Origin of the sequence: Streptomyces sp. NPDC006332, from assembly GCF_040612855.1 — a bacterium.
In the GTDB taxonomy this organism is placed as follows: domain Bacteria; phylum Actinomycetota; class Actinomycetes; order Streptomycetales; family Streptomycetaceae; genus Streptomyces.
In genome coordinates this window covers 1-25,481 of record NZ_JBEXRA010000068.1, presented here as the reverse complement: position 1 = coordinate 25,481, position 25,481 = coordinate 1, and the positions used below count along the sequence as shown (strand labels likewise).

Annotated in this window: 27 protein-coding genes; 10 read left to right on the top strand and 17 right to left on the bottom strand. The window is 72.0% G+C overall.

Features of this window, described 5'->3' with window-relative positions:
• Window positions 1-13: 13 nt before the first annotated feature.
• The 4 genes from ABZ027_RS38035 to ABZ027_RS38020 form a co-directional block, all read right to left on the bottom strand.
• On the bottom strand, window positions 14-2,353 hold the full coding sequence (locus ABZ027_RS38035; RefSeq protein ID WP_356776691.1) for a SpoIIE family protein phosphatase: 2,340 nt from the start codon (window positions 2,351-2,353) through the stop codon (window positions 14-16).
• A 64-nt stretch (window positions 2,354-2,417) separates the two neighbouring features.
• The gene (locus ABZ027_RS38030; protein WP_356776689.1) at window positions 2,418-2,885 is read right to left on the bottom strand and encodes a peroxiredoxin; all 468 of its coding nucleotides are present in this window, start codon (window positions 2,883-2,885) and stop codon (window positions 2,418-2,420) included.
• Window positions 2,882-3,262: a hypothetical protein gene (locus ABZ027_RS38025; protein ID WP_356776687.1), complete on the bottom strand. Its 381-nt coding sequence runs from the start codon at window positions 3,260-3,262 to the stop codon at window positions 2,882-2,884. Before ABZ027_RS38025 ends, ABZ027_RS38030 begins: the two co-directional genes overlap by 4 nt.
• Before the next feature lie 32 nt (window positions 3,263-3,294).
• On the bottom strand, window positions 3,295-4,086 hold the full coding sequence (locus ABZ027_RS38020; RefSeq protein ID WP_356776685.1) for a helix-turn-helix transcriptional regulator: 792 nt from the start codon (window positions 4,084-4,086) through the stop codon (window positions 3,295-3,297).
• A gap of 99 nt (window positions 4,087-4,185) precedes the next feature.
• Between ABZ027_RS38020 and ABZ027_RS38015 the strand changes: the two genes are divergently transcribed.
• Entirely contained in the window at window positions 4,186-5,352 is a 1,167-nt protein-coding gene (locus ABZ027_RS38015) for an MFS transporter (protein WP_356776728.1), read from the top strand.
• 13 nt (window positions 5,353-5,365) lie between these two features.
• Here the strand turns inward: ABZ027_RS38015 and ABZ027_RS38010 are convergent, their stop codons facing one another.
• The 6 genes from ABZ027_RS38010 to ABZ027_RS37985 form a co-directional block, all read right to left on the bottom strand.
• Complete coding sequence (locus ABZ027_RS38010; protein ID WP_356776683.1) at window positions 5,366-5,887, bottom strand: MarR family transcriptional regulator; 522 nt, start codon at window positions 5,885-5,887, stop codon at window positions 5,366-5,368.
• 62 nt (window positions 5,888-5,949) lie between these two features.
• The gene (locus tag ABZ027_RS38005; RefSeq protein WP_356776681.1) at window positions 5,950-7,134 is read right to left on the bottom strand and encodes an FAD-dependent oxidoreductase; all 1,185 of its coding nucleotides are present in this window, start codon (window positions 7,132-7,134) and stop codon (window positions 5,950-5,952) included.
• Window positions 7,131-7,328 (bottom strand): ferredoxin, encoded by a 198-nt coding sequence (locus tag ABZ027_RS38000; RefSeq protein WP_356776679.1) that lies wholly within the window; start codon window positions 7,326-7,328, stop codon window positions 7,131-7,133. Before ABZ027_RS38000 ends, ABZ027_RS38005 begins: the two co-directional genes overlap by 4 nt.
• A gap of 50 nt (window positions 7,329-7,378) precedes the next feature.
• Window positions 7,379-8,608 (bottom strand): cytochrome P450, encoded by a 1,230-nt coding sequence (locus ABZ027_RS37995; RefSeq protein ID WP_356776677.1) that lies wholly within the window; start codon window positions 8,606-8,608, stop codon window positions 7,379-7,381.
• Between the two features lie 175 nt (window positions 8,609-8,783).
• On the bottom strand, window positions 8,784-9,506 hold the full coding sequence (locus ABZ027_RS37990; protein ID WP_356776675.1) for a response regulator transcription factor: 723 nt from the start codon (window positions 9,504-9,506) through the stop codon (window positions 8,784-8,786).
• Between the two features lie 31 nt (window positions 9,507-9,537).
• The gene (locus tag ABZ027_RS37985) at window positions 9,538-10,194 is read right to left on the bottom strand and encodes a TetR/AcrR family transcriptional regulator (protein ID WP_356776673.1); all 657 of its coding nucleotides are present in this window, start codon (window positions 10,192-10,194) and stop codon (window positions 9,538-9,540) included.
• 184 nt (window positions 10,195-10,378) lie between these two features.
• Between ABZ027_RS37985 and ABZ027_RS37980 the strand changes: the two genes are divergently transcribed.
• The 5 genes from ABZ027_RS37980 to hemC all read left to right on the top strand — a co-directional run bounded on the left by ABZ027_RS37980 (window position 10,379) and on the right by hemC (window position 16,249).
• On the top strand, window positions 10,379-11,860 hold the full coding sequence (locus tag ABZ027_RS37980; RefSeq protein WP_356776671.1) for an MFS transporter: 1,482 nt from the start codon (window positions 10,379-10,381) through the stop codon (window positions 11,858-11,860).
• Window positions 11,861-12,179: 319 nt separating this feature from the next.
• Window positions 12,180-13,160: an ATP-dependent DNA ligase gene (locus tag ABZ027_RS37975; RefSeq protein WP_356776669.1), complete on the top strand. Its 981-nt coding sequence runs from the start codon at window positions 12,180-12,182 to the stop codon at window positions 13,158-13,160.
• A 155-nt stretch (window positions 13,161-13,315) separates the two neighbouring features.
• Window positions 13,316-14,092 carry an NPP1 family protein gene (locus tag ABZ027_RS37970; RefSeq protein ID WP_356776667.1) on the top strand — a complete coding sequence of 259 codons (777 nt, stop codon included), beginning with the start codon at window positions 13,316-13,318 and terminating at the stop codon, window positions 14,090-14,092.
• 114 nt (window positions 14,093-14,206) lie between these two features.
• Window positions 14,207-15,223, top strand: coding sequence for a questin oxidase family protein (locus ABZ027_RS37965; protein ID WP_356776665.1), 1,017 nt, complete (start codon window positions 14,207-14,209; stop codon window positions 15,221-15,223).
• Window positions 15,224-15,313: 90 nt separating this feature from the next.
• The gene (hemC, locus tag ABZ027_RS37960; RefSeq protein ID WP_356776663.1) at window positions 15,314-16,249 is read left to right on the top strand and encodes a hydroxymethylbilane synthase; all 936 of its coding nucleotides are present in this window, start codon (window positions 15,314-15,316) and stop codon (window positions 16,247-16,249) included.
• 42 nt (window positions 16,250-16,291) lie between these two features.
• Here the strand turns inward: hemC and ABZ027_RS37955 are convergent, their stop codons facing one another.
• From ABZ027_RS37955 to ABZ027_RS37940, 4 genes are all read right to left on the bottom strand, one after another.
• Window positions 16,292-16,807 (bottom strand): hypothetical protein, encoded by a 516-nt coding sequence (locus ABZ027_RS37955; protein WP_356776661.1) that lies wholly within the window; start codon window positions 16,805-16,807, stop codon window positions 16,292-16,294.
• Between the two features lie 190 nt (window positions 16,808-16,997).
• Window positions 16,998-17,858: an ABC transporter permease gene (locus ABZ027_RS37950; RefSeq protein ID WP_356776659.1), complete on the bottom strand. Its 861-nt coding sequence runs from the start codon at window positions 17,856-17,858 to the stop codon at window positions 16,998-17,000.
• The gene (locus ABZ027_RS37945) at window positions 17,818-18,666 is read right to left on the bottom strand and encodes an ATP-binding cassette domain-containing protein (RefSeq protein WP_356776657.1); all 849 of its coding nucleotides are present in this window, start codon (window positions 18,664-18,666) and stop codon (window positions 17,818-17,820) included. Before ABZ027_RS37945 ends, ABZ027_RS37950 begins: the two co-directional genes overlap by 41 nt.
• Complete coding sequence (locus ABZ027_RS37940; RefSeq protein WP_356776655.1) at window positions 18,663-19,118, bottom strand: MarR family winged helix-turn-helix transcriptional regulator; 456 nt, start codon at window positions 19,116-19,118, stop codon at window positions 18,663-18,665. The genes ABZ027_RS37945 and ABZ027_RS37940 overlap by 4 nt, the downstream gene beginning before the upstream one ends.
• Before the next feature lie 258 nt (window positions 19,119-19,376).
• On the opposite strand from ABZ027_RS37940, the gene ABZ027_RS37935 reads away from it, so the two are divergent.
• Window positions 19,377-20,168: an RNA polymerase sigma factor SigF gene (locus ABZ027_RS37935; protein ID WP_356776653.1), complete on the top strand. Its 792-nt coding sequence runs from the start codon at window positions 19,377-19,379 to the stop codon at window positions 20,166-20,168.
• An 18-nt stretch (window positions 20,169-20,186) separates the two neighbouring features.
• Here ABZ027_RS37935 and ABZ027_RS37930 read toward each other — a convergent pair whose 3' ends face one another.
• Window positions 20,187-20,522 (bottom strand): ANTAR domain-containing protein, encoded by a 336-nt coding sequence (locus ABZ027_RS37930; protein ID WP_356776651.1) that lies wholly within the window; start codon window positions 20,520-20,522, stop codon window positions 20,187-20,189.
• 167 nt (window positions 20,523-20,689) lie between these two features.
• Between ABZ027_RS37930 and ABZ027_RS37925 the strand changes: the two genes are divergently transcribed.
• On the top strand, window positions 20,690-21,493 hold the full coding sequence (locus ABZ027_RS37925) for a VOC family protein (RefSeq protein WP_356776649.1): 804 nt from the start codon (window positions 20,690-20,692) through the stop codon (window positions 21,491-21,493).
• Between the two features lie 2 nt (window positions 21,494-21,495).
• Here the strand turns inward: ABZ027_RS37925 and glgX are convergent, their stop codons facing one another.
• Complete coding sequence (gene glgX / locus ABZ027_RS37920; protein ID WP_356776647.1) at window positions 21,496-23,634, bottom strand: glycogen debranching protein GlgX; 2,139 nt, start codon at window positions 23,632-23,634, stop codon at window positions 21,496-21,498.
• Window positions 23,631-24,158: a pep a2 gene (locus ABZ027_RS37915; RefSeq protein WP_356776645.1), complete on the bottom strand. Its 528-nt coding sequence runs from the start codon at window positions 24,156-24,158 to the stop codon at window positions 23,631-23,633. The genes glgX and ABZ027_RS37915 overlap by 4 nt, the downstream gene beginning before the upstream one ends.
• Before the next feature lie 293 nt (window positions 24,159-24,451).
• Here ABZ027_RS37915 and ABZ027_RS37910 point away from each other — a divergent pair, with 293 nt between their 5' ends.
• Window positions 24,452-24,751, top strand: coding sequence for a DUF5133 domain-containing protein (locus ABZ027_RS37910; protein WP_356776643.1), 300 nt, complete (start codon window positions 24,452-24,454; stop codon window positions 24,749-24,751).
• Window positions 24,752-24,825: 74 nt separating this feature from the next.
• Window positions 24,826-25,481: maltotransferase domain-containing protein (locus ABZ027_RS37905; protein WP_356776641.1), on the top strand; the 656-nt coding region annotated here is incomplete at its 3' end.

Below are 25,481 nucleotides of genomic sequence, written 5' to 3'. Positions count from 1 at the left end.
TCCTTTCCGCTGATCAGAACTCCGGTGTCAGCGACTGCTCGGCCCAGATCGTCTTGCCGCTGCCGGTCTGCCTGCTTCCCCAGCGCTGGGTGAGCTGGGCGACCAGGAGCAGGCCGCGGCCCCCTTCGTCGAAGGCGTGCGCCCGGCGCAGGTGCGGCGAGGTGGAACTGCCGTCGGAAACCTCGCAGATGAGGGTGCGGTCACGGATCAGCCGCAGCTGGATGGGCGATTCGCCGTAACGGATCGCGTTGGTGACCAGTTCGCTGACGACCAGTTCGGTGACGAAGGCCGCCTCGTCCAGTCCCCACGCGGTGAGTTGCTCGGTGGCGGCCTGCCGGGTGTCAGCCACGTGGACGGGGTCCGGGACGACGTCCCAGGTGGCGACCCGGTCCGCGCCCAGCGACCGGGTACGGGCCAGCAGCAGCGCCACGTCGTCGCTGGGTTCGTCGGGCAGTACGGCCTTCAGCACGGTGTCGCACAGCGAGTCGAGGGTGTCGGTGCGGGCGGTCAGCGCGTGGCACAGTTCGTCGGTGGCGTGATCGACGTCGCGGTCGCGGTCGCCGAAGAGCCCGTCGGTGTACAGGGCGACGACGGCGCCCTCGGGCAGTTCCAGTTCGGTCGCCTCGAACGGCAGGCCGCCGACGCCGAGCGGAGGTCCCGCGGCCAGCGGGACGAGGCTCGCGGTGCCGTCGGGCAGCACCACGGCGGGCGGCGGATGACCCGCGGAGGCCAGGGCGAGACAGCGGGAGACCGGGTCGTAGACGGCGTAGAGGCAGGTGGCGCCCAGTTCGGCGGGCTCGCTGTCGCGGTCGTCGGACGCGAGGTGGGTGACCAGGTCGTCGAGGTGGGTGAGCAGTTCGTCCGGTGGCAGGTCCACGTCGGCGAGGGTGCGCACGGCCGTGCACAAGCGGCCCATGGTCGCCGACGAGGGGATGCCGTGTCCGACGACGTCGCCGACGACCAGGGCGACCCGGCTGCCGGAGAGCGGGATCACGTCGAACCAGTCGCCGCCGATGCCGGCCAGCGAGCCGGAGGGCAGATAGCGGTGGGCGACCTCGACGGCTGCCTGTCCGGGCAGGCCGCGGGGCAGCAGACTGTGCTGCAGGGCCAGGGCGGTGGTGCGTTCCCGGGCGAAGCGGCGGGCGTTGTCGACGCAGACGGCGGCGCGGCTGGCGAGTTCCTCGGCGAGGACGGCGTCGTCGTCGCCGTAGTCGTCCGGGTGGGCGATGCGGACGGCCACCGCGACGCCCAGGGTGGTGCCGCGGGCCCGCAGCGGCACCGCGAGCATCGAGTGGACGCCCCTGCGATGCGAGCGTCCCTTCGGAGCGCGCGCGTTGCGTTCGTCGACCCAGCGCATGAAGTCCGGCTCGCCCGCCTGGCCGAGGACCGCCCGGCCCTCCCGCAGCGCCCGCGCGGGCGGCGAGTACCCGGGGTAGACCTCCGCCTCGCCCAGGTGCACCGCCGCCTCCGGGGTGCCCTCGGTGCCGGAGCCGTGGGCGACGCGACGCAGGACGACCTCTCCGCTCAGTGCGGTCTGGGGTTCGTCCGCCCCGAGGACCCATTCGAGCAGGTCCACGCTGGCGAAGTCGGCGTACCGGGGGACGAGGAGCTCGACCAGTTCCTCGGCGGTGCGCACCACGTCCAGGGTGGTGCCGATGCCGGCCGCCGCCTCGTTGAGCAGGGCCAGCCGCTGCCGGGCCCAGTACTGCTCGGTGCTGTCGAGGGCCGCGAGAGCCACCCCGGTCACCCTGCCCGCGGCATCCCGCACGGGCCACATCTCGGTGGTCCAGGCGTGTTCCCGGTTGAGGGCCGGGGCGCCCGTGTAGCTCTCGTAGCGGGCGGGTCGTCCGGTCTCGGCGACCTGGCGCAGGTTGCTGTGGAAGCCCCGGCTGTGTTCGGCGTCCTCCACCGATTCCGGGAAGGGCCTGCCGAGCAGGACCTCCTCCGCCACGCCCATCACCCGACAGGCCGTCTCGTTGAGACGCAGATAGTGCTGGCGGGTGTCGAAGACCGACATCGACACGGACGCCTGCTGGAAAGCCTGCTCGGCGAGGGTGGGTTCCCGCCCGCCGGGCTGCTCGGTGATCACATAGCCGTTCGGTGCGCCGTCCGCGCCGAGCACGGGGTGCGCCCGCAGGGCGACCGGGATGTGGGTGCCGTCCCGGTGCCGCAGGACGACGGTGCCGGCCAGCTCCGCCACGGCTCGGTCCGGCGGGTCCTCGGCGAGCAGGTCCCGCGCCGCGCGTCCCACGACCTCCTCGGCTGTGCGTCCCGTCAGACGCCGGGCACCCTCGCTCCACCCCGTCACGATGCCCTGGGCATCCGTGGTCGCCGCAGCGGAGACCTGCTCCATACCGTCCAGAATGGTCTCTTTGTCACACCGCATCAACCGCGCTGCGGCGACCGGGGCACCCGCGTCACTTCCGGCGGGCTCGCAACGCGTCGAGGGCGCGGTCGGCGTGCGTGTTCATCCGCAGTTCGCTGCGGACGACCTCCAGGACCGTCCGGTCCTCGGCTATGACGAAGGTGGCCCGCTTGGTGGGGGCGAGCGAGAAGCCCCGCTTGACGCCGAACCGTTCCCGGATCGTCCCGTCGGGGTCGGACAGCAGGGGCATGCCCAGGTTGTGCTGTCCGGAGAACTCCTGCTGGCGTTCGACAAGATCGCCGCTGACGCCCACCGGCCGGGCACCGACGGCGGCGAATTCGGCGGCCAGGTCGCGGAAGTGACAGGCCTCCGCGGTGCAGCCGGTGCTGAGGGCGGCGGGATAGAAGAACAGCACGACGGGCCCGTCGGCGAGCAGGCCGGTGAGACTGCGGGGCGTGCCGGTCTCGTCCGGCAGCTCGAAGTCCTCGACCTTGTCTCCGACCTCTGTACGTGTGGTCACGACCGGCCCTCCCCGTTCGCGGCGATGCCACGCGCCCACAGGACGAGGGGCACCTGGAGGGGCAGTCGTCCGAACGCCGCGGCCTTCTGCGGCGCCGGCCGGTGGCGCCGGTCCAGGGCCATCTTGACGTTGGCGGGGAACACCCCGACGAAGAACGCGGCCGTGGCCAGCGCCGCCGTCCGCCGGGTGCGCGGCAGCGCCACACCCGCGGCCAGCGCCAGTTCCACGGCACCACTCGCGTACGTCCAGGCCCTGGGCGAACCCGGCAGGCCGCTCGGGATGGTCGTGTCGTACGGGCGTGGGACGGCGAAGTGGGTGACACCCGCGGCGGCCAGCAGGCCGGCGAGCAGCAGGGGCGAGCGTTCGGACCGTGGCACGGTTCCTCCTCGTGATGACCTGCCGCGCGATATTACTGGACGGTAAAACTCCGGGAACCGGCCGGGTCCGCGTCGGCCGGGGGACGGCGGTTGTGGGTGCCCGGCGTGTAGCCGAACGCGCGGTGGAAGACGTCGATGAACGCGCTCGCGGAGGACCAGCCGCAGCGGTGCGCGACGGCCGTGACCGGTGTGTCGTCGGCCAGCATGCGCAGGGCGTGATAGAGGCGGGACTGGGTGCGCCACTGCGGGAAGGTCATGCCGAACTCCCGGCGGAAGAGACGGCTGAGGGTGCGCTCGCCGGCGCCGGTCGCGGCACCGAGGGCGGCGAGGGTGCGGGGGTCGGCCGGGTCGGCGTGGACGATCCGGCAGACCGCGACGAGGCGGGGGTCGGTGGGGGTGGGCAGCCACAGCGGCTGCTGAGGTGAGGCGCGCAGTTGGTCGCGCAGGACGGCGAGCAGGCGTCGGCGTTCGGGACTGCCGTCGGCGGGGTCGCGGGTGTACGCCAGGATCAGTTCGCGCAGGAGCGGCCCGACGGCGAGGACGGTCGGCGTGTCCAGGCCGAGCGGGTTGTCCTCGGCGGGCAGTCCGATCAGGTGCAGGTCGAGCCGGCCGTAGGCGCGATGGGCGTGCACGGTACCGGCCGGGACCCAGATGGCACGGGTGCCGGGCGCGAACCAGGTCCCGGCGTCGGTGGTGACGGCCAGGACTCCGGAGCCCGCGTAGACGATCTGGTGGTCGTCGTGGCGGTGCGCGTCGACGCGTTCCCCGGCGGCCAGGGGCTGGGCGCGGGTCGGGGCCGTGGGCGTGTGGCGGATGTTCGACACAACGCGGCAGGTTATCGAAAGCGGGCCGACCGGTCGTCCCACGACGATCGACGCGTGTCCGAGAACCGTCACCGACCCGGTGACCGAACCATCACGCTGATGTCCCTGGGCCATGCCTGCGTGGACGTCTATCAGGGGGCCGTCGCCGCTCTCGTCCCGTTCTTCGTCGCCGAGCGTGCCTACACCTATGCCGCCGCCTCCGGCATCGTCCTGGCCGCGTCGCTGCTGTCGTCGGTGGTGCAGCCTCTGTTCGGGGCGCTCACGGACCGGTGGGCGATGCCGTGGCTGCTGCCGCTGAGCGCGCTGACCGCCGGCATCGGAGTGGCCGCGAGCGGGATCGGCGGCTCCTACACGCTCACCCTGGCCGCGGTCGCCCTGTCCGGCATCGGGGTCGCCGCCCACCATCCGGAGGCGGCCCGCGCGGCCCGCGTCGCCGCGGGAGGCGGCAACACGGCGATGGGCTGGTTCGCTCTCGGTGGCAACGTCGGTTTCGCTCTGGCCCCACTGCTGGTCGCCGGCGTGGTCGCCGTCGGCGGTCTGCGCGCCTCTCCCCTGCTGGTCGTCCCCGCCGTGCTGGGAGCGGTGCTGTGCGCGGCCGCGGTCCGCACCACCAGGGCCCGCGGCCTGGTCGCCGCTGCCGCGGGGGGCACCGGCACCGACGACTGGCCGTCGTTCCTGCGGCTGTCCGGCGCGGTCGTCTGCCGGTCGATCGTCTTCGTCGGCCTGAGCGCGTTCGTCCCGCTGTACGTCCGTGAGCGCACCGGCGACGGAAACCTGGCCGGGACGGTCGCGCTGTGCGTGCTCTACGCCGGGGGCGCGACGGGCACAGTGGCCGGTGGCCGACTCGCCGACCGGTACGGCCGGTTGGCGGTGGTGCGGTGGTCGTACGCGCTGACCGTGCTCGCCGTCGCGGGGGTGGTGCTGGCCCCGGGCGCGACGGTGTATCCGTTCGTCGCCCTCGCCTCGGCGGGCCTGTATGTGCCGTTCTCCCTGCAGGTCACGCTCGGGCAGGACTTCCTGCCCAGGCGGGTGGGCACCGCGAGCGGTGTGACGCTGGGGCTGACCGTGAGCATCGGAGGTCTGGCCGCGCCGGTTCTGGGGGCGGTGGCCGATGCCACGTCGCTGCGGGCCGCGCTCGTGCCGCTGGTGGTCCTGCCCGCGCTGGGGCGGCTTGTGCTGTGCGGCCTGCGGGAACCCGCGCCTGCCGGGGAGGCGGTATCGGCCGACCGGCCGCCTCGCCGCCGACCTCGTGCGGCGTCGGGGTGATCAGGCCGTACGGTCAGGCGGTCTGGGTGGGCGCCGCGGCCGCCGGTTCGGTGTCCTCGTCGACGGAGTAGGACAGGAAGTCGTCGACCATGCGGTGGAAGAGCGTGGCGAGACGGCGCAGTTCCTCGGGCGACCAGTCGGCGAGGGCGAGTTGCATGCCGCGGGCGCCCGCGTCCCGGATCCGGGCGATGGCCTGCCGGCCCGTGTCGGTGAGCTGGATGCGCTGGGCGCGGCGGTCGTCGGGGTCGGGGACGCGGGTGACGTACCCGGACCTCTGCAGTTGCTGCACGGTGCGGGTCACGTGGGAGGCCTCCACGCCCAGCCGGTTCGCCAGTTCCCCCGGCCGCAGCGCCTCGGAGTCGGCGACCTGGCGCAGCAGCGCCACGGCGGCACGGTCGAGCGGCACCCCGGCCAGGGCCATGAGCCGCTCGTGCTGCCGGGCGCGCGTGCTCAGGTACGTGATGCGGGTGAGCGCCCGCTCGATCTCGGTGACTTCCGGGGAGGCGGGGGTATCGGGGAGCGGCTGTGGGGACATGCGAGCCAGGTTACCATCTTGTTGCGTAACTCAAGTAATCTGGTGATCCGCGTTCAGGGAGGTCAGGCCTCGGCCGCCGGGACCTCGACCCGGACGGTGTCGTCCCACAGCGCGCCCGCCGCGATGACCTGCCGCCAGGTCCGGAGCGCCTTGGGCGGCATGCCGACCGCCAGGGCGCCGCTGACCCGGTCGCCGGTGCGGTACAGGGCGACGAACCGGCGCTCGCCCAGGTCGCCGTCCACCACCGTGACCTCGTCGTGGCCCCGCAGGAAGCCGTACGCCTGGATCTTCATCCCGTACTGGTCGGACCAGAAGTACGGCACCGGCGCGAACGGCTTGCGCGCCTCGGGGCGGAGCAGGTTGCGGGCGGCGGCCATGCCCTGTTCGGCGGCGTTGGTGCGGTGCTCGATCCGCATCGACGTGCCGAACAGCGGGTTGTACCAACGGGCGACGTCCCCGGCCGCGTAGACGTTCTTCGCGGCCTCGCAGTACTGGTCGCAGACCACCCCGTCGCCCAGGGCGAGGCCGCTGCCCTCCAGCCACTCGGTGTTCGGCCAGGAGCCGACGGCGACCAGCACTTCGTCCGCGTCGACGACCTCCCCGTCCGCGAGCCGCACCCCGTCCTCGGTCACCTCGGTGACGGTGACCCCGCAGCGCAGGTCCACTCCCCGCTCCAGATGGGTCCGGGTCAGCACCTCCCCGACCGCCGTGCCGACGGCGTGGGCCAGCGGCACGGGCGCGGGTTCGAGGAGGGTGACGTGGGCGCCGAGCCCCCGGGCGACGGTGGCGGCCTCCGCTCCCAGGAAACCGGCGCCCACCACGACCAGGCGCCGCCCGGGCGCGAGCCGGTCCCGCAGCGTGAGGGCGTCGTCGAGGGTGCGCAGCACATGGGCGCCCTCGCCGGGCAGCCGGCGTGGCCGGACCCCGGTCGCCACCACGAGTCCGTCGTACGGCACGTCGCCGCCGTCGGCCAACCGGACGATCCGCTCGGCGGGTTCGAGGCCGGTCGCCGCCACCCCGAGCCGCAGGTCGAGGTCGAGCGCCCTCAGGTCGGCGGGGCTGCGCAGCGCCAGCCGCTCCGCCTCCCACTCCGCGGCCAGGAGTTGCTTGGACAGCGGCGGCCGGTCGTACGGGGGCAGCGGCTCGTCACCGACGAGGGTGAGCGTGCCGTCGTAGCCCTCGCGGCGCAGCGTCTCGGCCGCGGCGAGCCCGGCAGCCGAGGCACCCACGACGACGATCCGCCTCACCGCTCCACCAGCCGGATGGCGGCGGCCGGGCAGATCGCCACGGCCTCGCGCACGTCGTCGAGCAGGTCGGCCGGGGGCTTGTCGTCCAGCACGAAGGCGATGCCGTCCTCGTCCCGCTGGTCGAAGACCTCGGGGGCGGCCATCACGCACTGTCCCGACGCGACACATTTCGGCTCGTCCAGTTCCACGCGCATGTTCGGTACCTCGTTCGCTCTGTGTGGGGGGTTGACCGTCGGTGCGGGGGTCACCAGGTGACGGGCAGTTCGTAGACTCCGTAGACCGATCCGTCGTGCTTGAACGGCAGGCTGTCCACCTCGGCGGCGAGCCGGAGGGTCGGGATCCGGCGGTAGAGGGTGCTGTAGACGACCTGGAGTTCCATCCGGGCCAGCGGCTGGCCCAGGCACTGGTGGACGCCGAAACCGAAGGCGACGTGCCGACGGGCGTCGCGGGTGATGTCCAGCCGGTCGGGGTCGGCGAAGGCCTCGGGATCACGGTTGGCGATGTCGTTGGGCAGGATCACGCCCTCGCCGGCCCGGATCACCTGCCCGGCGATCTCGATGTCCGCCAGGGCCGCCCGGCGTCGTCCGCCGTGCACGATGTTGAGGTAGCGCAGCAGTTCCTCCACCGCCGAAGCGACCAGCTTGGGGGCGTCGCTGTCCCGCAGCAGCGCGAGCTGGTCCGGATGCTCGAGCAGGGCGAGCGTGCCGAGCGCGATCATGTTGGCGGTCGTCTCATGGCCGGCCAGCAGCAGCAGTACGCCCATCTGGGCGGCGTCCTGCCGCGTCAGCTCGCCCGCCTCGACCCGCGTCACGAGCCCGGAGAGCAGGTCGTCGCCGGGGGCGGTCATCTTCCGGCCCATCAGCTCGTCGAGGTAGCCGATCAGCCTTCCGTGGGCGGCCATGCGGTCCTCTATGGCCGCGTCCCGGGTGATGAGGGTCCTGCTGTTGTCCTGGAAGAAGTCGTGGTCGGCGTACGGCACTCCGAGGAGTTGGCAGATGACCAGCGAGGGCACCGGCAGGGCGAACGCCTGCACCAGGTCGAGGGGGCCGCCGGTGGCGAGCATGTCGTCGATCAGGTCGTCCACGATCTTCTGCACACCGGGCCGCAGCGCCTCGATCCGCTTCACCGCGAACGGCGCGGTCACCATGCGGCGCAGGCGGGCGTGCTCGGGGTCGTCCATGAGGATGAAGCTGATGTTGTTCTTGCCGTTGCTCGGTGCCTGGAGCGGATAGCCGGGGGTGGTGATGTCGGCGCTGACCCTGGGATCGAGGAGCAGGGTGCGCTGGTCCTCGTAGCGGGTCGCCAGCCAGGGCGTGCTGCCGTCCCAGAGGCGGACCTTGACGAGGCGGCCCTCGTCCTGCTGGGCCCGGAGGGCCGGGGGCGGGTCGAAGGGACAGCCCGCCGCCCTGGCCATCGGGAACTCGGGCACCGGCGTGGCCGCGTCGGGGGCGCTGCCGGTGAGGGTGTCGGCCATGGTTCTCCTCGGTGTGGGGGCTCCGGGAGCGGAACGCCGGGGTGAGTTGGGTGAGGCCTCGATGAGCACAGGCAAACAGAGCGGACTGACGCCCACCCGTCAGTTTCCTGACAGAAAGCTGACGTGGCCCGGATCACAGCCGCATTCAGGACACACGGTGCTCCGCGACGACGCCTCAGAACTCGGCGTCGGCGTCCCCCAGCCAGTATCCGAAGCCCCGGCGGGTGTGGATCAGCTGCGGGGCGTCCCGGTCCACCTTGCGTCGCAGCCGGGAGACGAGTTGCTCGATGGCGTTGTCGCCGGGGAAGTCGCCCCAGACGTAGCGGCCGATCTGCTCCTTGGACAGCACCCGGTGCGTGTTGACCAAGAAGTGACGCAGCAGCCGGTACTCGGCCGGTGTGAGGTCCAGCCGCCGGGGGCCGCGGCGCGCCTCGCAGCGGGTGTCGTCCAGGACCAGGTCCCGGTAGCCCAGCTCGTCGCCGCGCGGCCCGCGGGGACCAGGTCCGCGCAGCAGGACCTGCACCCGGGCGAGGACCTCGGCCAACCGGAAGGGCTTGGTGACGTAGTCCCGCTCCCCCGGGCCGAGTACCGGGACCAGCCGGTCGAGGGACTCGTACACGGTCAGCAGGAGCACCGGCGGGCGGTCGACGACGGTGGGCCGGTCGCGGCCGATGCTCTCCAGGTCCGGAAGCGCCGCGTCGACGACCAGGAGGTCGAACCGGCGCTCGGCGAGCCGCGCCAGCGCCTCGGTCCCACTGCGGACCACGGTGATGTGATACCCCGCCAAGTGGAGGGTGGTGGAGAGCAGTTCGGCCGTGTCCGGCTCGTCGACGACGAGCAGCAGGTGCTCTCCGGCCCCGCGGACCGGCGCCGGTTTCTCGCGGATGACGCCGTACATTCGCCCCACCCTACCCCGCTGCTTGCCTAACTCAATTAATTCTGCCCGGGGTTACGGGCGCCAGCCACATGCCGACGGCCGCGTCCACCAGACCGGTGGCGGCTTCGTGCCAGGTGGAGCGTGGCGTGGGCGTGTGCTCGGCGAGCGCGCGCTCCCGCTCGGCGCAGACGTGCACGATGAGGTGGCGGGCCATGTCGCCGCGCTCGGCGCGCACGTCGTCGGGCAGCTCGGGCAGGCAGCGCCGCAGCCCCTCCACGATCTGCCGCAGGGCCGGGGACGCCAGCGACTCCTCCGACATGGTCCGCCGCAGCGCCGGGTCGGTCATGACCTGGGCGCAGAACCGCGCGTACCAGGTGGGAGAGCCCAGCGCCGCGAGGTGCTCGGGCACCGGGCGGACGAGGCAGTCCACCCAGTCGCGCACATCGGTGGAGTCGCCGGTGGCGGCCAGCAGCCGGGCGCGGATCTCCTCGATCGGTGCGGCGTGCTTGCGGATGATGGCCCGGACCAGGTCGGTCTTGGTGCCGAAGTGGTAGCCGACCGCCGCGTTGTTGCCCTGGCCCGCGGCCTCGCTGACCTGACGGTTGGACACCGTGTACACGCCGCGTTCGGCGAACAGCCGCTCCGCGGCCGTCAGGATCAGCTCCCGCGTCGCGCTGACCTGTTCGGCTCGTACCGTCCCGCCCGCCATGATCACCACCGCACCGGGGCTCGGGAAACCCCGCGCCGGCCAGCCCCTGGAGCCGCCACGGGTCCGCCGCCGAGCGACGCCTCACGTCCCTGAAGCCTACGTAAGGAAACGGAGCCAGTATGGTAAGTCAAGCAGCTGCCTTAAATCCGGCTGCCTCTCCACCTGACGCCCACGGAGGCTCCGTATGTCCGACGCCCTTGCCCCACCCGCCGAGTCCGGGGGCACCGCCGCGCCGAGACCCAACGCCGTCGTGGCGGTGCTGGCCTTCGCCGGGATCGTCGTCGCGTTGATGCAGACCCTGGTGATCCCGATCGTGCCGGAGCTTCCCCGGCTGCTCGACGCGCCGGCGTCCGACACCGCCTGGGCGGTCACCGCGACCCTGCTGGCGGCGGCCGTGGCCACTCCGGTGGTGGGCCGCCTCGGTGACATGTTCGGCAAGCGCCGGATGCTGATGATCAGCGTCCTGATGCTGGTGATCGGCTCGGTGGCGTGCGCGCTCAGCGAGTCCCTGGTGCCGATGGTCGTGGGCCGGGCGTTGCAGGGGCTCGCCTCGGGGGTGATCCCGCTGGGCATCAGCATCATGCGGGACGAGCTGCCCGCCGAGCGGCTGGCCGGATCGACCGCGCTGATGAGCGCCTCCCTCGGTGTCGGCGGCGCCCTCGGTCTGCCCACGGCCGCCCTGATCGCCGACAACTTCGACTGGCACGTCCTGTTCTGGGCCTCCGCCGCCATGGGCGTGATCGCCCTCGTTCTGGTCGTGGCCCTGGTGCCGGAGTCGCGGGTACGCACCGGTGGCCGCTTCGACGTGGTCGGCGCGCTCGGCATGGCGACCGGCCTGGTGTGCCTGTTGCTGGCGATCTCCAAGGGCGCCGACTGGGGCTGGACCAGCGGCACCACGCTCGGACTGTTCGCCGCGGCCGTGCTGGTGCTGCTGGCGTGGGGCGCGTTCGAACTGCGCACCACGCAGCCGCTGGTCGACCTGCGCACCACCGCCCGTCGTCAGGTACTGGTCACCAACCTGGCCTCGGTGGCGATCGGATTCTCCATGTTCGCGATGTCCCTGGTGCTGCCGCAGCTGCTCCAGCTGCCCGAGCAGACGGGTTACGGACTGGGCAGGTCGCTGCTGACGGCCGGTCTGGTGATGGCTCCCTCAGGCCTGGTGATGATGGCGACCGCGCCCGTCTCCGCCGCCGTGTCCAAGGCCAAGGGGCCGAAGGTGACGCTGATGATCGGTGCGGTGATCGTGGCCTGCGGGTACGGCCTGAACATCGTACTGATGTCCGAGGTCTGGCACCTGGTGCTGGTCTCCTGTGTGATCGGCGCCGGCATCGGCTTCACGTACGGCTCGATGCCCGCCCTGATCATGGGCGCCGTGCCCGCGAGCGAGACGGCCGCCGCCAACAGCCTCAACACCCTGATGCGGTCCATCGGTACGTCGGTGGCCAGCGCCATCGCGGGTGTCGTCCTCTCGCAGATGACCACCACCCTGGGCGGCTACGCCCTGCCCTCCGAGGACGGCTTCCGGACGGTCATGGCGCTCGGCGCCGGCGCCGCTCTGCTCGCCTTCGCGATCGCCGCGTTCATTCCCCGGCAGCGGGTCTCCCCCGCTCCGACCCCGGCGCCGGGGGCCGGCGCGTCGACGGCTCGCACCACCACGGCGAAGTGAGCACAACGCAGGCTCCGCTCGGCGCCGTCGGCGGGCGGCGCTGACCGCCGGGGCTGAGGGCCGCGTACCGCTTACGCCTCAGTCGGCGCACGCGGGCTTCCCCAGCCGCTGCCGCTGCCTCTGCCGGGCCGACGGCCGGGCGCCCGGGCCGACCGGCGGCAACGTCCGAGAGCACACCGACGCTCGGGGCGGGGGCGGCCCACGGGCGACGGCCCGCACCTCCGGTTCCGCCCCGGCCGGTGCCTCGTGCACGGCGCCGTTCAGGCGAACCCGGCGGACGGCACGCGTGACGACGGGCAGGAGCGTCGAGAACTGACCCGTGAGTCTCCCGCTGATCCCGCCCATGCTCGCCACGACCGGCGTCCTGCCGCCCGCCGCGCAGGACGCCCGGTGGGCCTACGAGACGAAGCAGGACGGCCAGCGGGTGGTGGCCTACCTCGCCGGGGACGGCGGCGTGGTCCTGCGCGCCCGCTCCGGGGAGGTCGTCACCGTCGCCTACCCCGAACTGCTTCCGCTGGGCCGCGCCCTCGGCCCCACCCCCGCCGTGCTGGACGGAGAGGTGCTGGCGCTGGACGAACAGGGGCGCGCCGACTTCCAGTTGCTGCAGTCCCGCATGGGCCTGGTGCAGTCCCCCGGCAGGGCGGCGCGCCGCGCGGCGGAGGTGCCCGTCCACCTCGTCCTGTTCGACGTGATGCACCTGGGTGGCCACTCCCTCGTCACCCTCCCCTACACCCGGCGGCGCACCCTCCTGGAGGGGCTGGACCTGAGCGGGCCGCACTGGTCCACCCCGGCCGCCCTGGTCGGTCACGGCGAGCAGGCCCTGCGGGCCACCCGCGAGAACGGGCTGGAGGGCCTGGTCTGCAAACGGCTGGACTCGGCGTACGAGCCCGGAGTGCGTTCCCGGGCCTGGATCAAGATCCGGAACATGCGCAGCGAGGACGTGGTCGTGGGCGGTTGGCTGCCCGGCCAGGGGCGGCTCACCGGCCTGCCGGGCGCGGTGCTGGTCGGACAGCGCACCCGGGGGCGACTGCGTTACGTCGGCGGGGTCGGCACCGGCTGGAGCGAGACCGAACGGGAGCGGCTCGCCGCGCTGCTGAGGGCCGCCGAGACCGACGTGTGCCCCTTCGATCCCGTTCCGCGGGTCGCCGGCGCCCACTGGGTGCTGCCCCGCCTGGTCGGCGAGGTCCGCTACAGCACCCGGACCCGGGCCGGAATGCTGCGCCAGCCGTCCTGGCTGCGGTTGCGGCCCGACCTCGCCCCCGAGGAATCGGCGGCGGACCTTCCGGACGACCTGCCCTGACGTCCCGTCCCGACACGACGTCAGGACCCAACTGTTGGGGCCACTGTCACCGGAGAGACGCCCGCGCACTCTTGGCGCGGACATGAAAACCCGGGAAGCTGATCTCCCTTGCCCCCCACAGCCGTTGGGCTGCGCCCGGACCAGAGGAGGACGCAGTGTCGTCACCGTCGTTCAAGGCTCACCGCAGGAGATGGCTCACCGGCCTGGCCGGCGCCGCCGCCCTCGTCGTCGCCTTCCCCACCGTGGCCTTCGCCGCCCCGCCGCAGGCGCTCCCCGCCAACGCCGAGACGGCCGAGAAGAGCTTCCAGCCGGCCTTCGACTACGACACGGACGGGTGCTACCCCACACCCGCGATCGGTCCCGACGGCAGCGTCAACGGCGGTCTCAATCCGACCGGCGCCCTCAACGGCGGTTGCCGTGACGCCTCGGACCTCGACAACACCAACAGCTACTCGCGCTACAAGTGCAACAACGGCTGGTGCGCCTACATGTACGGCCTGTACTTCGAGAAGGACCAGGCCGTGGCCGGCAGCAGCATCGGCGGGCACCGGCACGACTGGGAGCACGTCGTGATCTGGGTGCAGGACAACCAGGTGCGGTACGTCTCGACGTCCAACCACGGCTCGTTCACCGTCACGGCGGCGTCCGGGGTCCGCTTCGACGGCACCCACGCGAAGGTCGTCTACCACAAGGACGGCATCAGCACGCACTGCTTCCGGCTGGCGAACTCGAACGACGAGCCGCCGGAGAACCACAAGGGCACCTGGCAGTACCCGCCGCTGGTCGGCTGGAACGGCTACCCGTCGGGCCTGCGCGACACGTTGAGCGCCTACGACTTCGGCAGCGCCAACTTCGGCCTCAAGGACGCCAACTTCGCGGGCCACCTCACCTCGGCGAAGCCGTCCGGCATCGCCTTCGACCCCGGCGCCTGACCGAACACCCGCCCCGGGGAGGGACATCGGGCGCGAGACGTACGACCCACGCACCACAAGGGTCCCGTCCCGCGCCCGATCCGCTCCTTCCGGGCCGGGCATAGCGTCCCGTGCATGGACACCAGTGACACGAGCGGACAGCTCGAAGAAGCCCTGGAACGCCTGCACTCCTGTGGACCGGAGCGGCTGGGCCGGCTCACCAACCACGCCCCCATGGTCGTCGAGGCACTCGCCGCGCACGGGCGGGCGGGCGCCGTACACCGCTGGCTGGACCTCTACCGAGGCAAGCTGGAGGACTTCCCCGCCCCGGTTGCCCCCGTCACCGACGACAACTGGCCCTCGGGGCTGGGCGATCCGCGCCGGGCCGCCGACTGGATCGGCTACTTCTCCCGGGCCCTCGCCGACCACCCGTGGCGCGATGTCCTCGCCCTGTGGTGGCCGCGCCTCCTGCCGGGGATCTACGGCGGCGCCACCCATCCGGTCATCCGGGTCGGCCACGCCGTACGCGCCCTCGAAGCGGGACCGACCCCGCCCCGGCTCGCCGAACTCGCGCACGGACTGGGCTACTGGGCGGCCCGGCACCACCCTGTGTCCGGGATCACCTCGCTGCCCGGCGCCCGTTCCGCGGCGCGGTCACTCGACGCGACACCCGCCATCGAGGCGTCCGAGGGCGCCTTCCCGGCCCGGCTCGCAGCGGTACGCCGGCTGCCGGTCTGGGCGGACGACGTCACCGACCCGGACACGGCCAGGCAGCGGCTCACCGAACTCGTCCGCGCCGCGACCCATCGCTACGCCACCCACGGCCACGGCGAGGAGACCATGCTGGTGCACGCGGCCACGGCCCCCAACGCCGTGCTGCGCACGCTGGGTTCGCTGCCGCGGGAGCTGTGGGTGCCGAGCCTGCGCGCGGCCTGGACGGCGTCCGCCGCGGTCACCGCGATGTACGCGCCCGCGCAGCCGGTCACCTACACGCCTCCCGCACGCCTGACGGCCGAGGAGGTCCTGGAGCTGGCCCTGGCGCACGGCGACGAGCACGTCATCAAACTCACCGACACGGCGTTGGACGTCGGCGACGAACAAGCTCTGGCCGCCGCGCTGCGTTCGGTCGAACTCAGTACACCACTGGCCTGAAACGGTCGGCCGGCGCCGGGATCCGCCTCCTCGTCCGGAAGTCGAGCGGTACTGCACGGGCGCACTGTCCGAAGGGACTATCGTGTCCGCATGTCCGTGCCCGAACTGATCCGTATCGTCTCCCGCGACTCGCCGATGGCGCTCGCCCAAGTGGAGCGGGTCCGCGCCGAGTTGGCCGCCCTGTATCCCGACACGCGCACCGAGGTCGTACCGGTGAAGACCACCGGGGACAAGTGGATGGGCGATCTGTCCGCGGTCGAGGGCAAGGGCGCCTTCACCAAGGAGGTCGACGCGGCGCTGCTGGCCGGCCGGGCCGATCTCGCGGTGCACTGCGTCAAGGACGTGCCCGCCGACCGGCCGCTGCCCGCGGGGACCACGTTCGCCGCGTTCCTGAAGCGGGACGACATCCGCGACGCCCTCATCCACCCGGACGGGCTCACCCTGGACGAGCTTCCGGCCGGTACCCGGATCGGCACCTCCTCGGTGCGCCGGGTCGCCCAACTGGCCGCCACCCACCCGCACCTGGACTGTGTGCCGTTCCGCGGCAACGCCAACCGGCGCCTGGAGAAGCTCGCGGCCGGTGAGGCGGACGCGCTGCTGCTCGCGGTGTCCGGCCTGGAGCGCATCGACCGGCGGGACGTGATCAGCGAAATCCTCTCCCCCGAGACGATGATGCCGCCGATCGGCGCGGGCATCCTCGCGCTCCAGTGCCGCGAGGGCGACACCGCGACCATCGACGCGGTCAGCTCGCTCGGTGACCCGGACACGTTCCGGGAGGCCACCGCGGAGCGCATGTTCCTGCACGTCCTGCAGGGACACTGCAACAGCCCGATCGCCGGGTACGCCCGCGTGGCCCGCAGTGGTGAACTGTCCCTGCGCGCCTGTGTGTTCACCCCGGACGGCAAGACCCGGCTGAACGCGCACGAATGGGCGGGCCCGCTCGACCCGGCGACGCTCGGCACCTCGGTCGCCGTGGCCCTGCTGCGGCAGGGCGCCCGCGAGATCATCGACGGCATCCCGCACTGAGCCCAGGCGCCGATGCGGCCCGCCCCGAGGGGCGGGCCCACGTCAGGCGGTGCCCTCTTCGGCCTGGTCCCGCAGGAAGTTGCTCACCTGGCAGGCGAGGCCCTCACGGACCGTGCCGGTGCCGACGGCCCCCTCCTGCAGTCCGATACCGCCCGCCCACAGCCGACGGTCCGCCCACTCCTCGTCGACCCGCAGCTGGATCTGGATGTCCACCTGGCTCAGGGACGCCTCCGGTCCGGCGGCGTACAGCACGGCGGTGGCCCGGCGCAGCGGATAGACGTCGTAGCCCTCGATGAACTGGGAGTTGCGCCAGTCCAGGAACGCGCTCTCGCCGTCGGGGCCGATCCGCACGTCGATCTGACCGTCCTCCAGGTGGATACCGAGGTGGCTGGGGCCCCGGTTCTCCACGGTGACGCGCAGCCGGAAGTACGCCAGCCCCTCGGCGGCGTCGTCCCGTCCGCGCGGCGGCTCGGCCGCTTCCAGCTGATGGACGCGGACCCGCAGACCGGCATGCTCGTCGTACTCCTGCCAGTCCCCGACCACGTTCGGCTCGTACACAGTGCACCTCTTCGACCTCAGAGAGCTGCTTCCTATCTGTGCGCTCAGCGCAGTGTCAAATGAGCAGAATGAGCTGTGGCCAGCGAATTCGTCCCCTTGATCGGTGATCAAGCCGTGCGCAGGAAGAACAGGCCGACCGGGCGGACGACCCGTTCCCGGCGCGTGCCGCACATCACTTTCCGGCCGCCGCTCAGCGTGCCAGCCGGCCCAGCAGCGAGGAGGCCGCGGTGATGCCGAGCGTGGCGGCCACGAGCAGCACCGCGAAGTCGAGCGCCGGATGCGCGGGCGTCCCCAGGAGCAGGCCGCGCAGCGCGTCGACCTGATAGCTGAGCGGGTTGGCCTTGCTGACCGCCTGGAGCCAGCCCGGCATGACGGACACCGGGTAGAGGGCGTTGGAGCCGAAGAACAGCGGCATGGTGATCGCCTGCCCGATTCCCATCAGCCGGTCGCGGCTGAGGACGACGCCGGCGATGGTCATCGACAGGCAGGAGAAGAAGACGGACCCGAGGATCACGGCCGCGGAGACACCGAGGAGCTTGAGCGGGTTCCAGGTCAGGGCTACCCCGAGAAGCGCCGCGATGACGATGACGACCACGGCCTGGATCAGCGACTTCACCCCGGCCGCGAACGCCTTGCCGGTGATCAGCGCCGACCGTGGGGTCGGTGTGACCAGCAGCTTGTTCAGGATGCCGGCGTCCCGTTCCCAGATGATCTGGATGCCGTAGAAGATGGCGATGAACATCGCGGACTGGGCGATGATGCCGGGCGCGAGGTAGTCGACGTAGGGGATGCCCTGGGTGGGGATCGCCTTGATCCGGGTGAAGGTCTGGCCGAAGATCAGCAGCCACAGGGCCGGCTGGACCGCGCGGGTGTACAACTCGGTCCGGTCGTGGCGCAGTTTCTGCAGTTCGACGGCGCACATGGCGACGACCCGGGCGGGCAACAGCCGCCAGCCCGCGCGGGGCCGGGGCGGTTGTACCAGCAGGCCGATGCCGTCCTCGCGGGCACGGTCAGCCGACGCGGTTCGCGGTTCGGCGGGTGCTTCGGACATCGCGGAAACCTCCTGACTGGTCGTCGAGACCGCTGCCCGCGACGTCGCGGAAGACGTCCTCCAGCGTGGGCAGGGGAGCCGTGGCCGGGGCGCCTGCCGCGCGCCGGCGTTCGCCGAGGCCCTCCCTGAGCTCGGCCGGGGTGCCGAGCGCCCGGACGCGGCCGTGGTGCATCAGTGCGACCCGGTCGCAGTACTGGTCGGCCTCGTCCATGTAGTGGGTCGTCACCAGGACCGTCATGCCGGTGGCCGCGCGGACGGCGTTGATGTGCTCCCACACACCGGTGCGGGCGATCGGGTCGAGCCCGATGGTGGGTTCGTCGAGGATCAGCAGACGGGGCGCGCTGACCAGGGCCTGGGCGAGTTCGAGGCGGCGGACCATGCCGCCCGAGTAGGTGCCGGCGAGCCGGTCGGCGGCGTCGGTGAGGCCGACGGCGGTCAGGGCCTGGCCGACGCGTTCGGCGCGTTCCCGGCGGGGCAGGTCGAAGACGCGGGCGAACAGGGCGATGTTCTCCCGGCCGGTGAGGCTCGCGTCGGCCGAGAGCTGCTGCGGCACATAGCCCAGCAGGCGGCGTACGGCCATGGCGTCCTCGGCGGTGTCGCGACCGAAGACGCGGACCTGCCCCGCGGGCACCGGCAGGAGGGTGGTGATGCAGCGGATGGCGGTGGTCTTCCCGGCGCCGTTGGGGCCGAGCAGCCCGAACACCTCACCCTGGGTCACGGTCAGATCGAGTCCGTCCACCGCGGTCGTCTCACCGAAGGAGTAGACGAGGTTCTCGCAGGTGACGGCGGGTCGGGTGTCCTCAGTCATGACTCCTCGGCCTCCTCGTGCAGGTTGTCGGCCAGCTTGCGCAGGGCCGGGAGCGCCGCGCGCAGTGCCTGCTGGTCCGCCTCGTCGAGGCGGGACACCTGGCCTCGCACGAGTGCGGCGCGCCGTCTGCGCCACTCCCCGAGTCGGTACTCGGCCGCGGGAGTCGGCAGCAGTCGCGCCGCCCGCCGGTCGGCCGGGTCCGTCTCGCGGGTCAGATAGCCCTCCCGGGCGAGCCGGTTGACCAGCGTGGACACTGAGTTGCTCGCGAGGTACAGGTCCTTGGCGGCGTCCGAGATGCCGATGCCGGGCCGCGCCACCACGAGGCGCAACAGCTCCACCTCGGCTCCGCGCAGCGGTGGGGCGGCCATCTGGGGGCGCAGTCGGCGTCGGATCAGCCGCTGGACTCCGACGAGCGCGTCGGCCAGCTCCTCCGGGAAGGGATCGGGTTCCACTCGACGGAGGTTACCTCTGTAGCAGAGGTAATGAATCCCAAAAGGTGGTCAAGAGCCTGGCGTGGGGCGGTCACGTGCCGCCCGGTGGCTTTGGGGTTGTTTTGGGATGCTACTGCCGGGAATATTGCCTTATGTGCTTCGGACAGGAGGCACGTCCGTGGGAAGTCGGCCCGCTCGGGCCCGCGCGTACTCCGCATGCTCAGTGCCCGCGCCCCCACGTGTCTGTCCATCCAGCACCTGCTGAGGGAGGCGGGCAGCATGCCTGTCACTGGCAGAACGAAGCCCCACCCGCACGACGACGCCCCCGACACCGCCGCCGATTTCGAACGGCTCGCCGCGCTGCCCGACGGCCCGCAGCGCAAGACGCTGCGGGACGAGGTGGTCGAGCTCTGGCTGCCCATGGCGGAGCGCATCGCGGTCCGCTTCCGGGGCCGCGGAGAGTCCCTGGAGGACCTCTACCAGGTGGCGGCCCTCGGACTGGTCAAGGCCGTCGACCACTACGACCCCGAGCGGGGCTGCGCCTTCGAGGCCTACGCCGTGCCGACCATCACCGGCGAGATCAAGCGGCACTTCCGCGACCACATGTGGACGCTGCACGTACCGCGACGCGTCCAGGACCTGCGCAATCGCGTGCGCCGGGCCGCGAAGGAACTGTCGCAGACGACTCCGGGCCGGGCTCCGACCGTGCCGGAGATCGCCGCTCACGCGCACATGACGGAGGACGAGGCCCGTACCGGCATGGAGGCGCTGGAGTGCTTCTCCGCGCTGTCGCTGGAGGCCGAGATGCCGGGCACCGACGGGTACGCGCTGGGTGACGCGATCGGCGGTCCGGATCCGGCCTTCGAGACCGTCGTCGACCGGGTGGCTGTCCGGCCCTGCCTGGAGGCGCTGCCGGAGCGCGAGCGCACCATTCTGTATCTGCGGTTCTTCCGGGGCATGACCCAGAGCACCATCGCCGAGCAGCTCGGCATCTCGCAGATGCATGTGTCCCGACTGCTCAGCGGCTGTTTCGACCGGCTGCGTGAGGAAGTCCTCGCCGACGCCGGCTGAGCCGCGCGGCCGCGGCCGTCACTCGTGTGGCGGCGCTCCGGGGATCTGTGTGGGGCCGTACCGGTCGAGGGCGTCTTCGAGCTCCGCGCGGATCTGTGGGGGCATCTCTCCGGCCCTTCCCCACAGAAGGATCAGCTCCGCGACATCGCGGAGCTTGATGTTGGTGTGCTGGGAGACGTTCTTCAGTACCTCCCACCCCTGGTCGGGCGCCACTCGGCCGAGGGCGACGACCATGCCGATCGCCTGGTCCACGACGGCGTGCGAGGCGACGGCTTCCTTGAGCTGGTCGACCTCTTCCTGCAGCGCGAAGATGCGGTCCGAGTCGTCGGCGGGCTCGTGCGGTACGCGGGACACGGCTCCATCCTGATCAGTCGCTGTGGCACACGCCACCCGGCAGGGCGCATACGGGCCATCGTTTCGGTGGTGCCACCGGGGTACTCGGCAGGCGCCCCGAGCGGTTCCGGTCGGACACTGGGACGAGACCGTGGCCCCCCGGCCGAGGAGAGCAGGACACGACTGTCATGAAGCACCACGTGAGCCCCCACCACGCGACGAAGGACGTCACGTCCACCCACTCGGTGTTCGGCGCACCCTGCTGGGTGAGCCTGACCAGCCGCGACGTGGAGGCGACGGTGGGGTTCTACACGGCCGTGCTGGGCTGGCAGTGGCAACGGGCGAAACTCGGCGACCGTTTCCGTATGGCCTTGGCCGACGGCACCCCGGTGGCCGGGATCGCCGCGGTGGCCTCCATGTGGCAGATGGCGGTCGCGTGGACGCCGTACTTCGCGGTGGCCAGCGCCGACGAGGCCGCGTCACGGGCGCAGGAACGCGGCGGTACCGCCGCGGTCGGGCCGCTGTCCTTCCCTCCCGGGCGGGCGGCTCTGCTGGCCGACCGGGACGGGGCCACGTTCGGCGTCTGGGAGGGCGAGCTGTTCGCCGACTGGGAGAGCTGGCGCGAGGCCCAGCCGGCCTTCATCAGGCTCCACACCCGGGACGCCTTCGACTCGGCCATCTTCTACGGGGAGGTCCTGGACTGGGCGTCGGAGCGTCCCGGCTGCTGCGAGGTCCACTACGAGGGCGGCGAGGTCGTGCTGCGCAGCCGTGGCGACATCGTGGCCCGGATCGAGTCGGGTGCCCTGGGTTCGGCTCCCGACCCGACGATCCGGCCGCACTGGCAGGTCCACTTCGCGGTCGCGGACGTGTCGGCCTGCACGCGGGCCGCGGAGATGAACGGCGGCAGCGTGCTGTCGAAAGGCAGCGACGAGGCCGTACTGCGCGACCCGGACGGGGCGCAGTTCACGGTGACCTCGCGCCGCGAACACTGACCTCACCCGGAGGCGGATGACGGCCTCGACAGCAGGACCAGGCTGCGTGCCTCGACGGTCACCGCCGTGCCCGCCTTGTGCTCCCGCTCGTCGGTGCCCTGCGGCTCGGCGGTGTCGATCAGCGTGGTCCAGCGTTCGCCGTAGGTGACGTCCGGCAGCCGGAACTCCACCGGCTCCCAGTATCCGTTGAGCAGCAGCAGGAGCGAGTCGTCGACGACGGGCCGCCCGCGCGGGTCGGGTTCGGCGATGGCGTCGCCGTTGAGGAAGACCCCGACCGAGTGGGCGTCGGAGCGCTGCCAGTCCTCGTCGCTCATCTCGCGCGCGTCCGGCAGCAGCCACACCAGGTCCGGCAGCGGCTGGTCCGCGTGGGTCACCGTCTCCCCGCGGAAGAAGCGGCGCCTGCGCAGCACGGGATGGGCGGCGCGCAGCCCGATGACGTGCCGGGTGAAGTCGACGAGGTCGCGCTGCTCGTCGGTGAGCCGCCAGTCGATCCAGGAGACGTCGTTGTCCTGGCAGTAGGCGTTGTTGTTGCCGCGTTGGGTACGTCCCATTTCGTCGCCGTGGCTGAGCATCGGGATGCCCTGCGAGAGCAGCAGCGTGGCGATGAAGTTGCGTGTCTGCCGGGCCCGCAGGTCCAGCACCGCCGGGTCGTCACTCTCGCCCTCGATCCCGCAGTTCCAGGACCGGTTGGTGCTCTCGCCGTCCCGGTTGTCCTCGCCGTTGGCCTCGTTGTGCTTGTCGTTGTACGAGACCAGGTCGCGCAGGGTGAACCCGTCGTGCGCGGTGACGAAGTTGACGCTGGCACGAGGTCGGCGCCCGGTGTGCTGGTACAGGTCGGAGGACCCGGTCAGCCGGGACGCGAACTCGGCGAGCGTGTGTTCCTCGCCTCGCCAGAAGTCCCGTACGGCGTCCCGGTACTTGCCGTTCCACTCCGACCACAGCGGCGGGAAGTTGCCCACCTGGTAGCCGCCCTCCCCCACGTCCCAGGGTTCGGCGATCAGCTTGACGCGGCTGATCACCGGGTCCTGCTGGATCAGGTCGAAGAACGCCGACAGCCGGTCCACCTCGTGGAACTGCCGGGCCAGCGTGGCCGCGAGGTCGAAGCGGAAGCCGTCCACGTGCATCTCGGTGATCCAGTACCGCAGCGAGTCCATGATCAGCTGAAGGACGTAGGGGTGCCGCATGAGCAGGCTGTTGCCGGTGCCGGTGGTGTCGTAGTAGTGCGCCCAGTCGCCGTCCACCAGGCGGTAGTACGAGGCGTTGTCGATGCCTCGGAAGGACAGCGTGGGGCCCTTCTCGTTGCCCTCCGCGGTGTGGTTGTAGACGACGTCCAGGATCACTTCGAGGCCGGCCTCGTGCAGCGCCTTCACCATCGACTTGAACTCGGTGACCTGCCGGCCGCGGGTGCCGTGGGCGGCGTAGGCGTTGTGCGGCGCGAAGAAGCCGATCGTGTTGTAGCCCCAGTAGTTGGACAGGCCGCGGTCCGTGAGGACGCCGTCCTGCACGAACTGGTGGACCGGCATCAGTTCGACGGCGGTCACGCCGAGCGAGGTCAGGTGCTCGATCACCGCCGGGTGGGCCAGACCGGCGTAGGTGCCGCGGAGGTCGGGCGGGACGTCGGGATGGGTGGCGGTGATCCCGCGGACGTGGGCCTCGTAGATCACGCTGTCGGCGTACGGCCGCCGGAGGGGCTGGTCGCCGCCCCAGTCGAAGGCCTGGTCGGTGACCACGCCGAGCATGGTGTGCCCGGCGCTGTCGGACCGGGACGGGCCGCCGGCGCGCTCGAAGAGGGAGGCGTGGTTGTCCACCTGGCCGTCCACCGCCTGGGCGTACGGGTCGAGCAGGAGTTTGGCCGGATTGCAGCGGTGACCGAACGACGGCTGCCAGGGGCCGTGCACCCGGTAGCCGTAGCGCTGCCCCGGTCCGATCCCGGGCAGGTAGCAGTGCCACACGAATCCGTCGACCTCGGCCACCGGGACCTCCCGGTGGGTGCCGTCGTCGTCGACGAGGACCAGGTCGACGCGTTCGGCGACCTCGCTGAACAACGCGAAGTTGGTGCCCTCGCCGTCGTGGGAGGCGCCCAACGGGTAGGGGTGCCCGCTCCAGGCGGGCACCCCTTTCCGGCGGGGTCGCGCGGTCACCGCGCGTCCTCCAGGACGCCGTCCGGTGTGCCGGCCGTTCCGGCCGGGGCGGGTCCGGCCAGAGCCGCGACTCGGACCTCCCGCGGCACCTGGAGCCCCTCGCGCAGGTCGGGCGCGGGCGCGGTGGGCACCAGCGGGACGCGTTCGCCGGCGCGGGCGCGCTGCGAGAACCAGATGACCTTGCTGCCCGTGTCGGTGGCGCAGCAGCCCCAGCCGTCGCTCATCGCGGCGATGCGCTCGAGGCAGTCGCGCAGGTCCTGGTCCGGACGCAGGTCGCAGTCGTTCTCGCTGATGGCGGTGATGAGGTGCTGGCCGTTCCACCACATCTCGATCGACGTGTTCTTGTCGGTGGCGTGCTCGTCTATGGCTCTCAGCAGCAGTTCGGTGCCTCGGCAGACGGGCTCGACCAGGTTCTGAAGGTCCCAGTGACGGAGGTGGGCGGCCAGGATGCGCCTGACCTGTCCGACGCGTTCCGGGCTGACCTCGACGTCGAGGTGGTAGTAGCAGGGCACTGCGGTGTTCATCGTCGTTGGCTCCTCACCGGCGAAGCTCTCGCTCCGCCTCGTCCCCTGCGGGGCCGGGCCCCGGACACGAAGCGTGAGCACTGATCGCTTCTGAGTCACCTCAAGAGTGGGCGGGCTACGCCATTCGTGCAACACGAGCGTTCGACCGGGCGGTTGAAGATCCAACAAGACGTTGAGTCATCAAGCGTGCACCATGTGTGAAGACCTCGATGCCCGTAACGGATCCGCGCGTACCCGCGCGGCCGCCCGACGGTCGGGAGACGCGCCATCGAGCCCGGGAAGGTGAACGGCTCATGCTGCTACCGGCCAAAGCCGAAGTGGCCCGGCAACTGCGGCGGTACCGGGCGTGGGAACGCAGGATGCTCGCGTCCCCCGCCGACTGCCGGATCCGGTCCACCTTCGAGGACTCGGGCTACACCCTGTGCGTGCTGATGGGGAAGCGATGCGCACGTGAGGCCGCGGACGCCGCGGAACGCTATCTGCGGTCCACCCTCGTCGCCTACCTCCGGGAGGAGAGCGAGCGGCCCCGTCGGCGGCCGTTCGTCAGACGGGGTCCGCCGGCATCGGGCCGGCGGTCTCCCGCCGGACGGTAGACACCTTCCGGCACCTGTCGTTTCCCCGGCCCGGCCACGAGCCCGGCCCAGTCGAGAACGCGGAGGTGGTGCACATGAGTTCGCTCCCGGCCATCGGCCGCATTCCCGTCCGGGACGTCAGGCCTGCCGTGGACCGGGGCAGGCGGCCCGCGAAGGCGGTCGTCGGCGAGACGTTCGAGGTCACCGCGACCGTGTTCCGCGAGGGGCACGACGCGGTCGCCGCCAATGTCGTCCTGACCGACCCCGAGGGCCGGCACGGGCCGTGGACGCCGATGCGGGAACTGGCCCCGGGCACCGACCGCTGGGGAGCCGAGGTCACCCCGGACATCGCGGGCCACTGGACCTACCGCGTCGAGGCGTGGAGCGATCCGCTGTCCACCTGGCGGCGCACGGCCCGCATCAAGGTTCCGGCCGGCATCGACACCGGGCTGGTCCTGGAGGAGGGCGCCGAACTGCACGAACGGGCGGCGGCCGGAGTTCCGCGGGGGCCGGGGCGGGCCGCGCTGCTGGCCGCGGTGGAGGTCCTGCGCGACGACTCGCTGCCGGTCGCGACCCGGTTGGCCGCGGCGTTGACGCCGGAGGTGGACGCGGTGCTGGCCCGGTTTCCGCTGCGGGAACTGGTCACCGCCTCGGACACGCTGCCGCTGCTCGTCGAGCGGGAACGGGCCCTGTACGGCGCCTGGTACGAGTTCTTCCCCCGCTCCGAAGGCACCCCGGACACACCGCACGG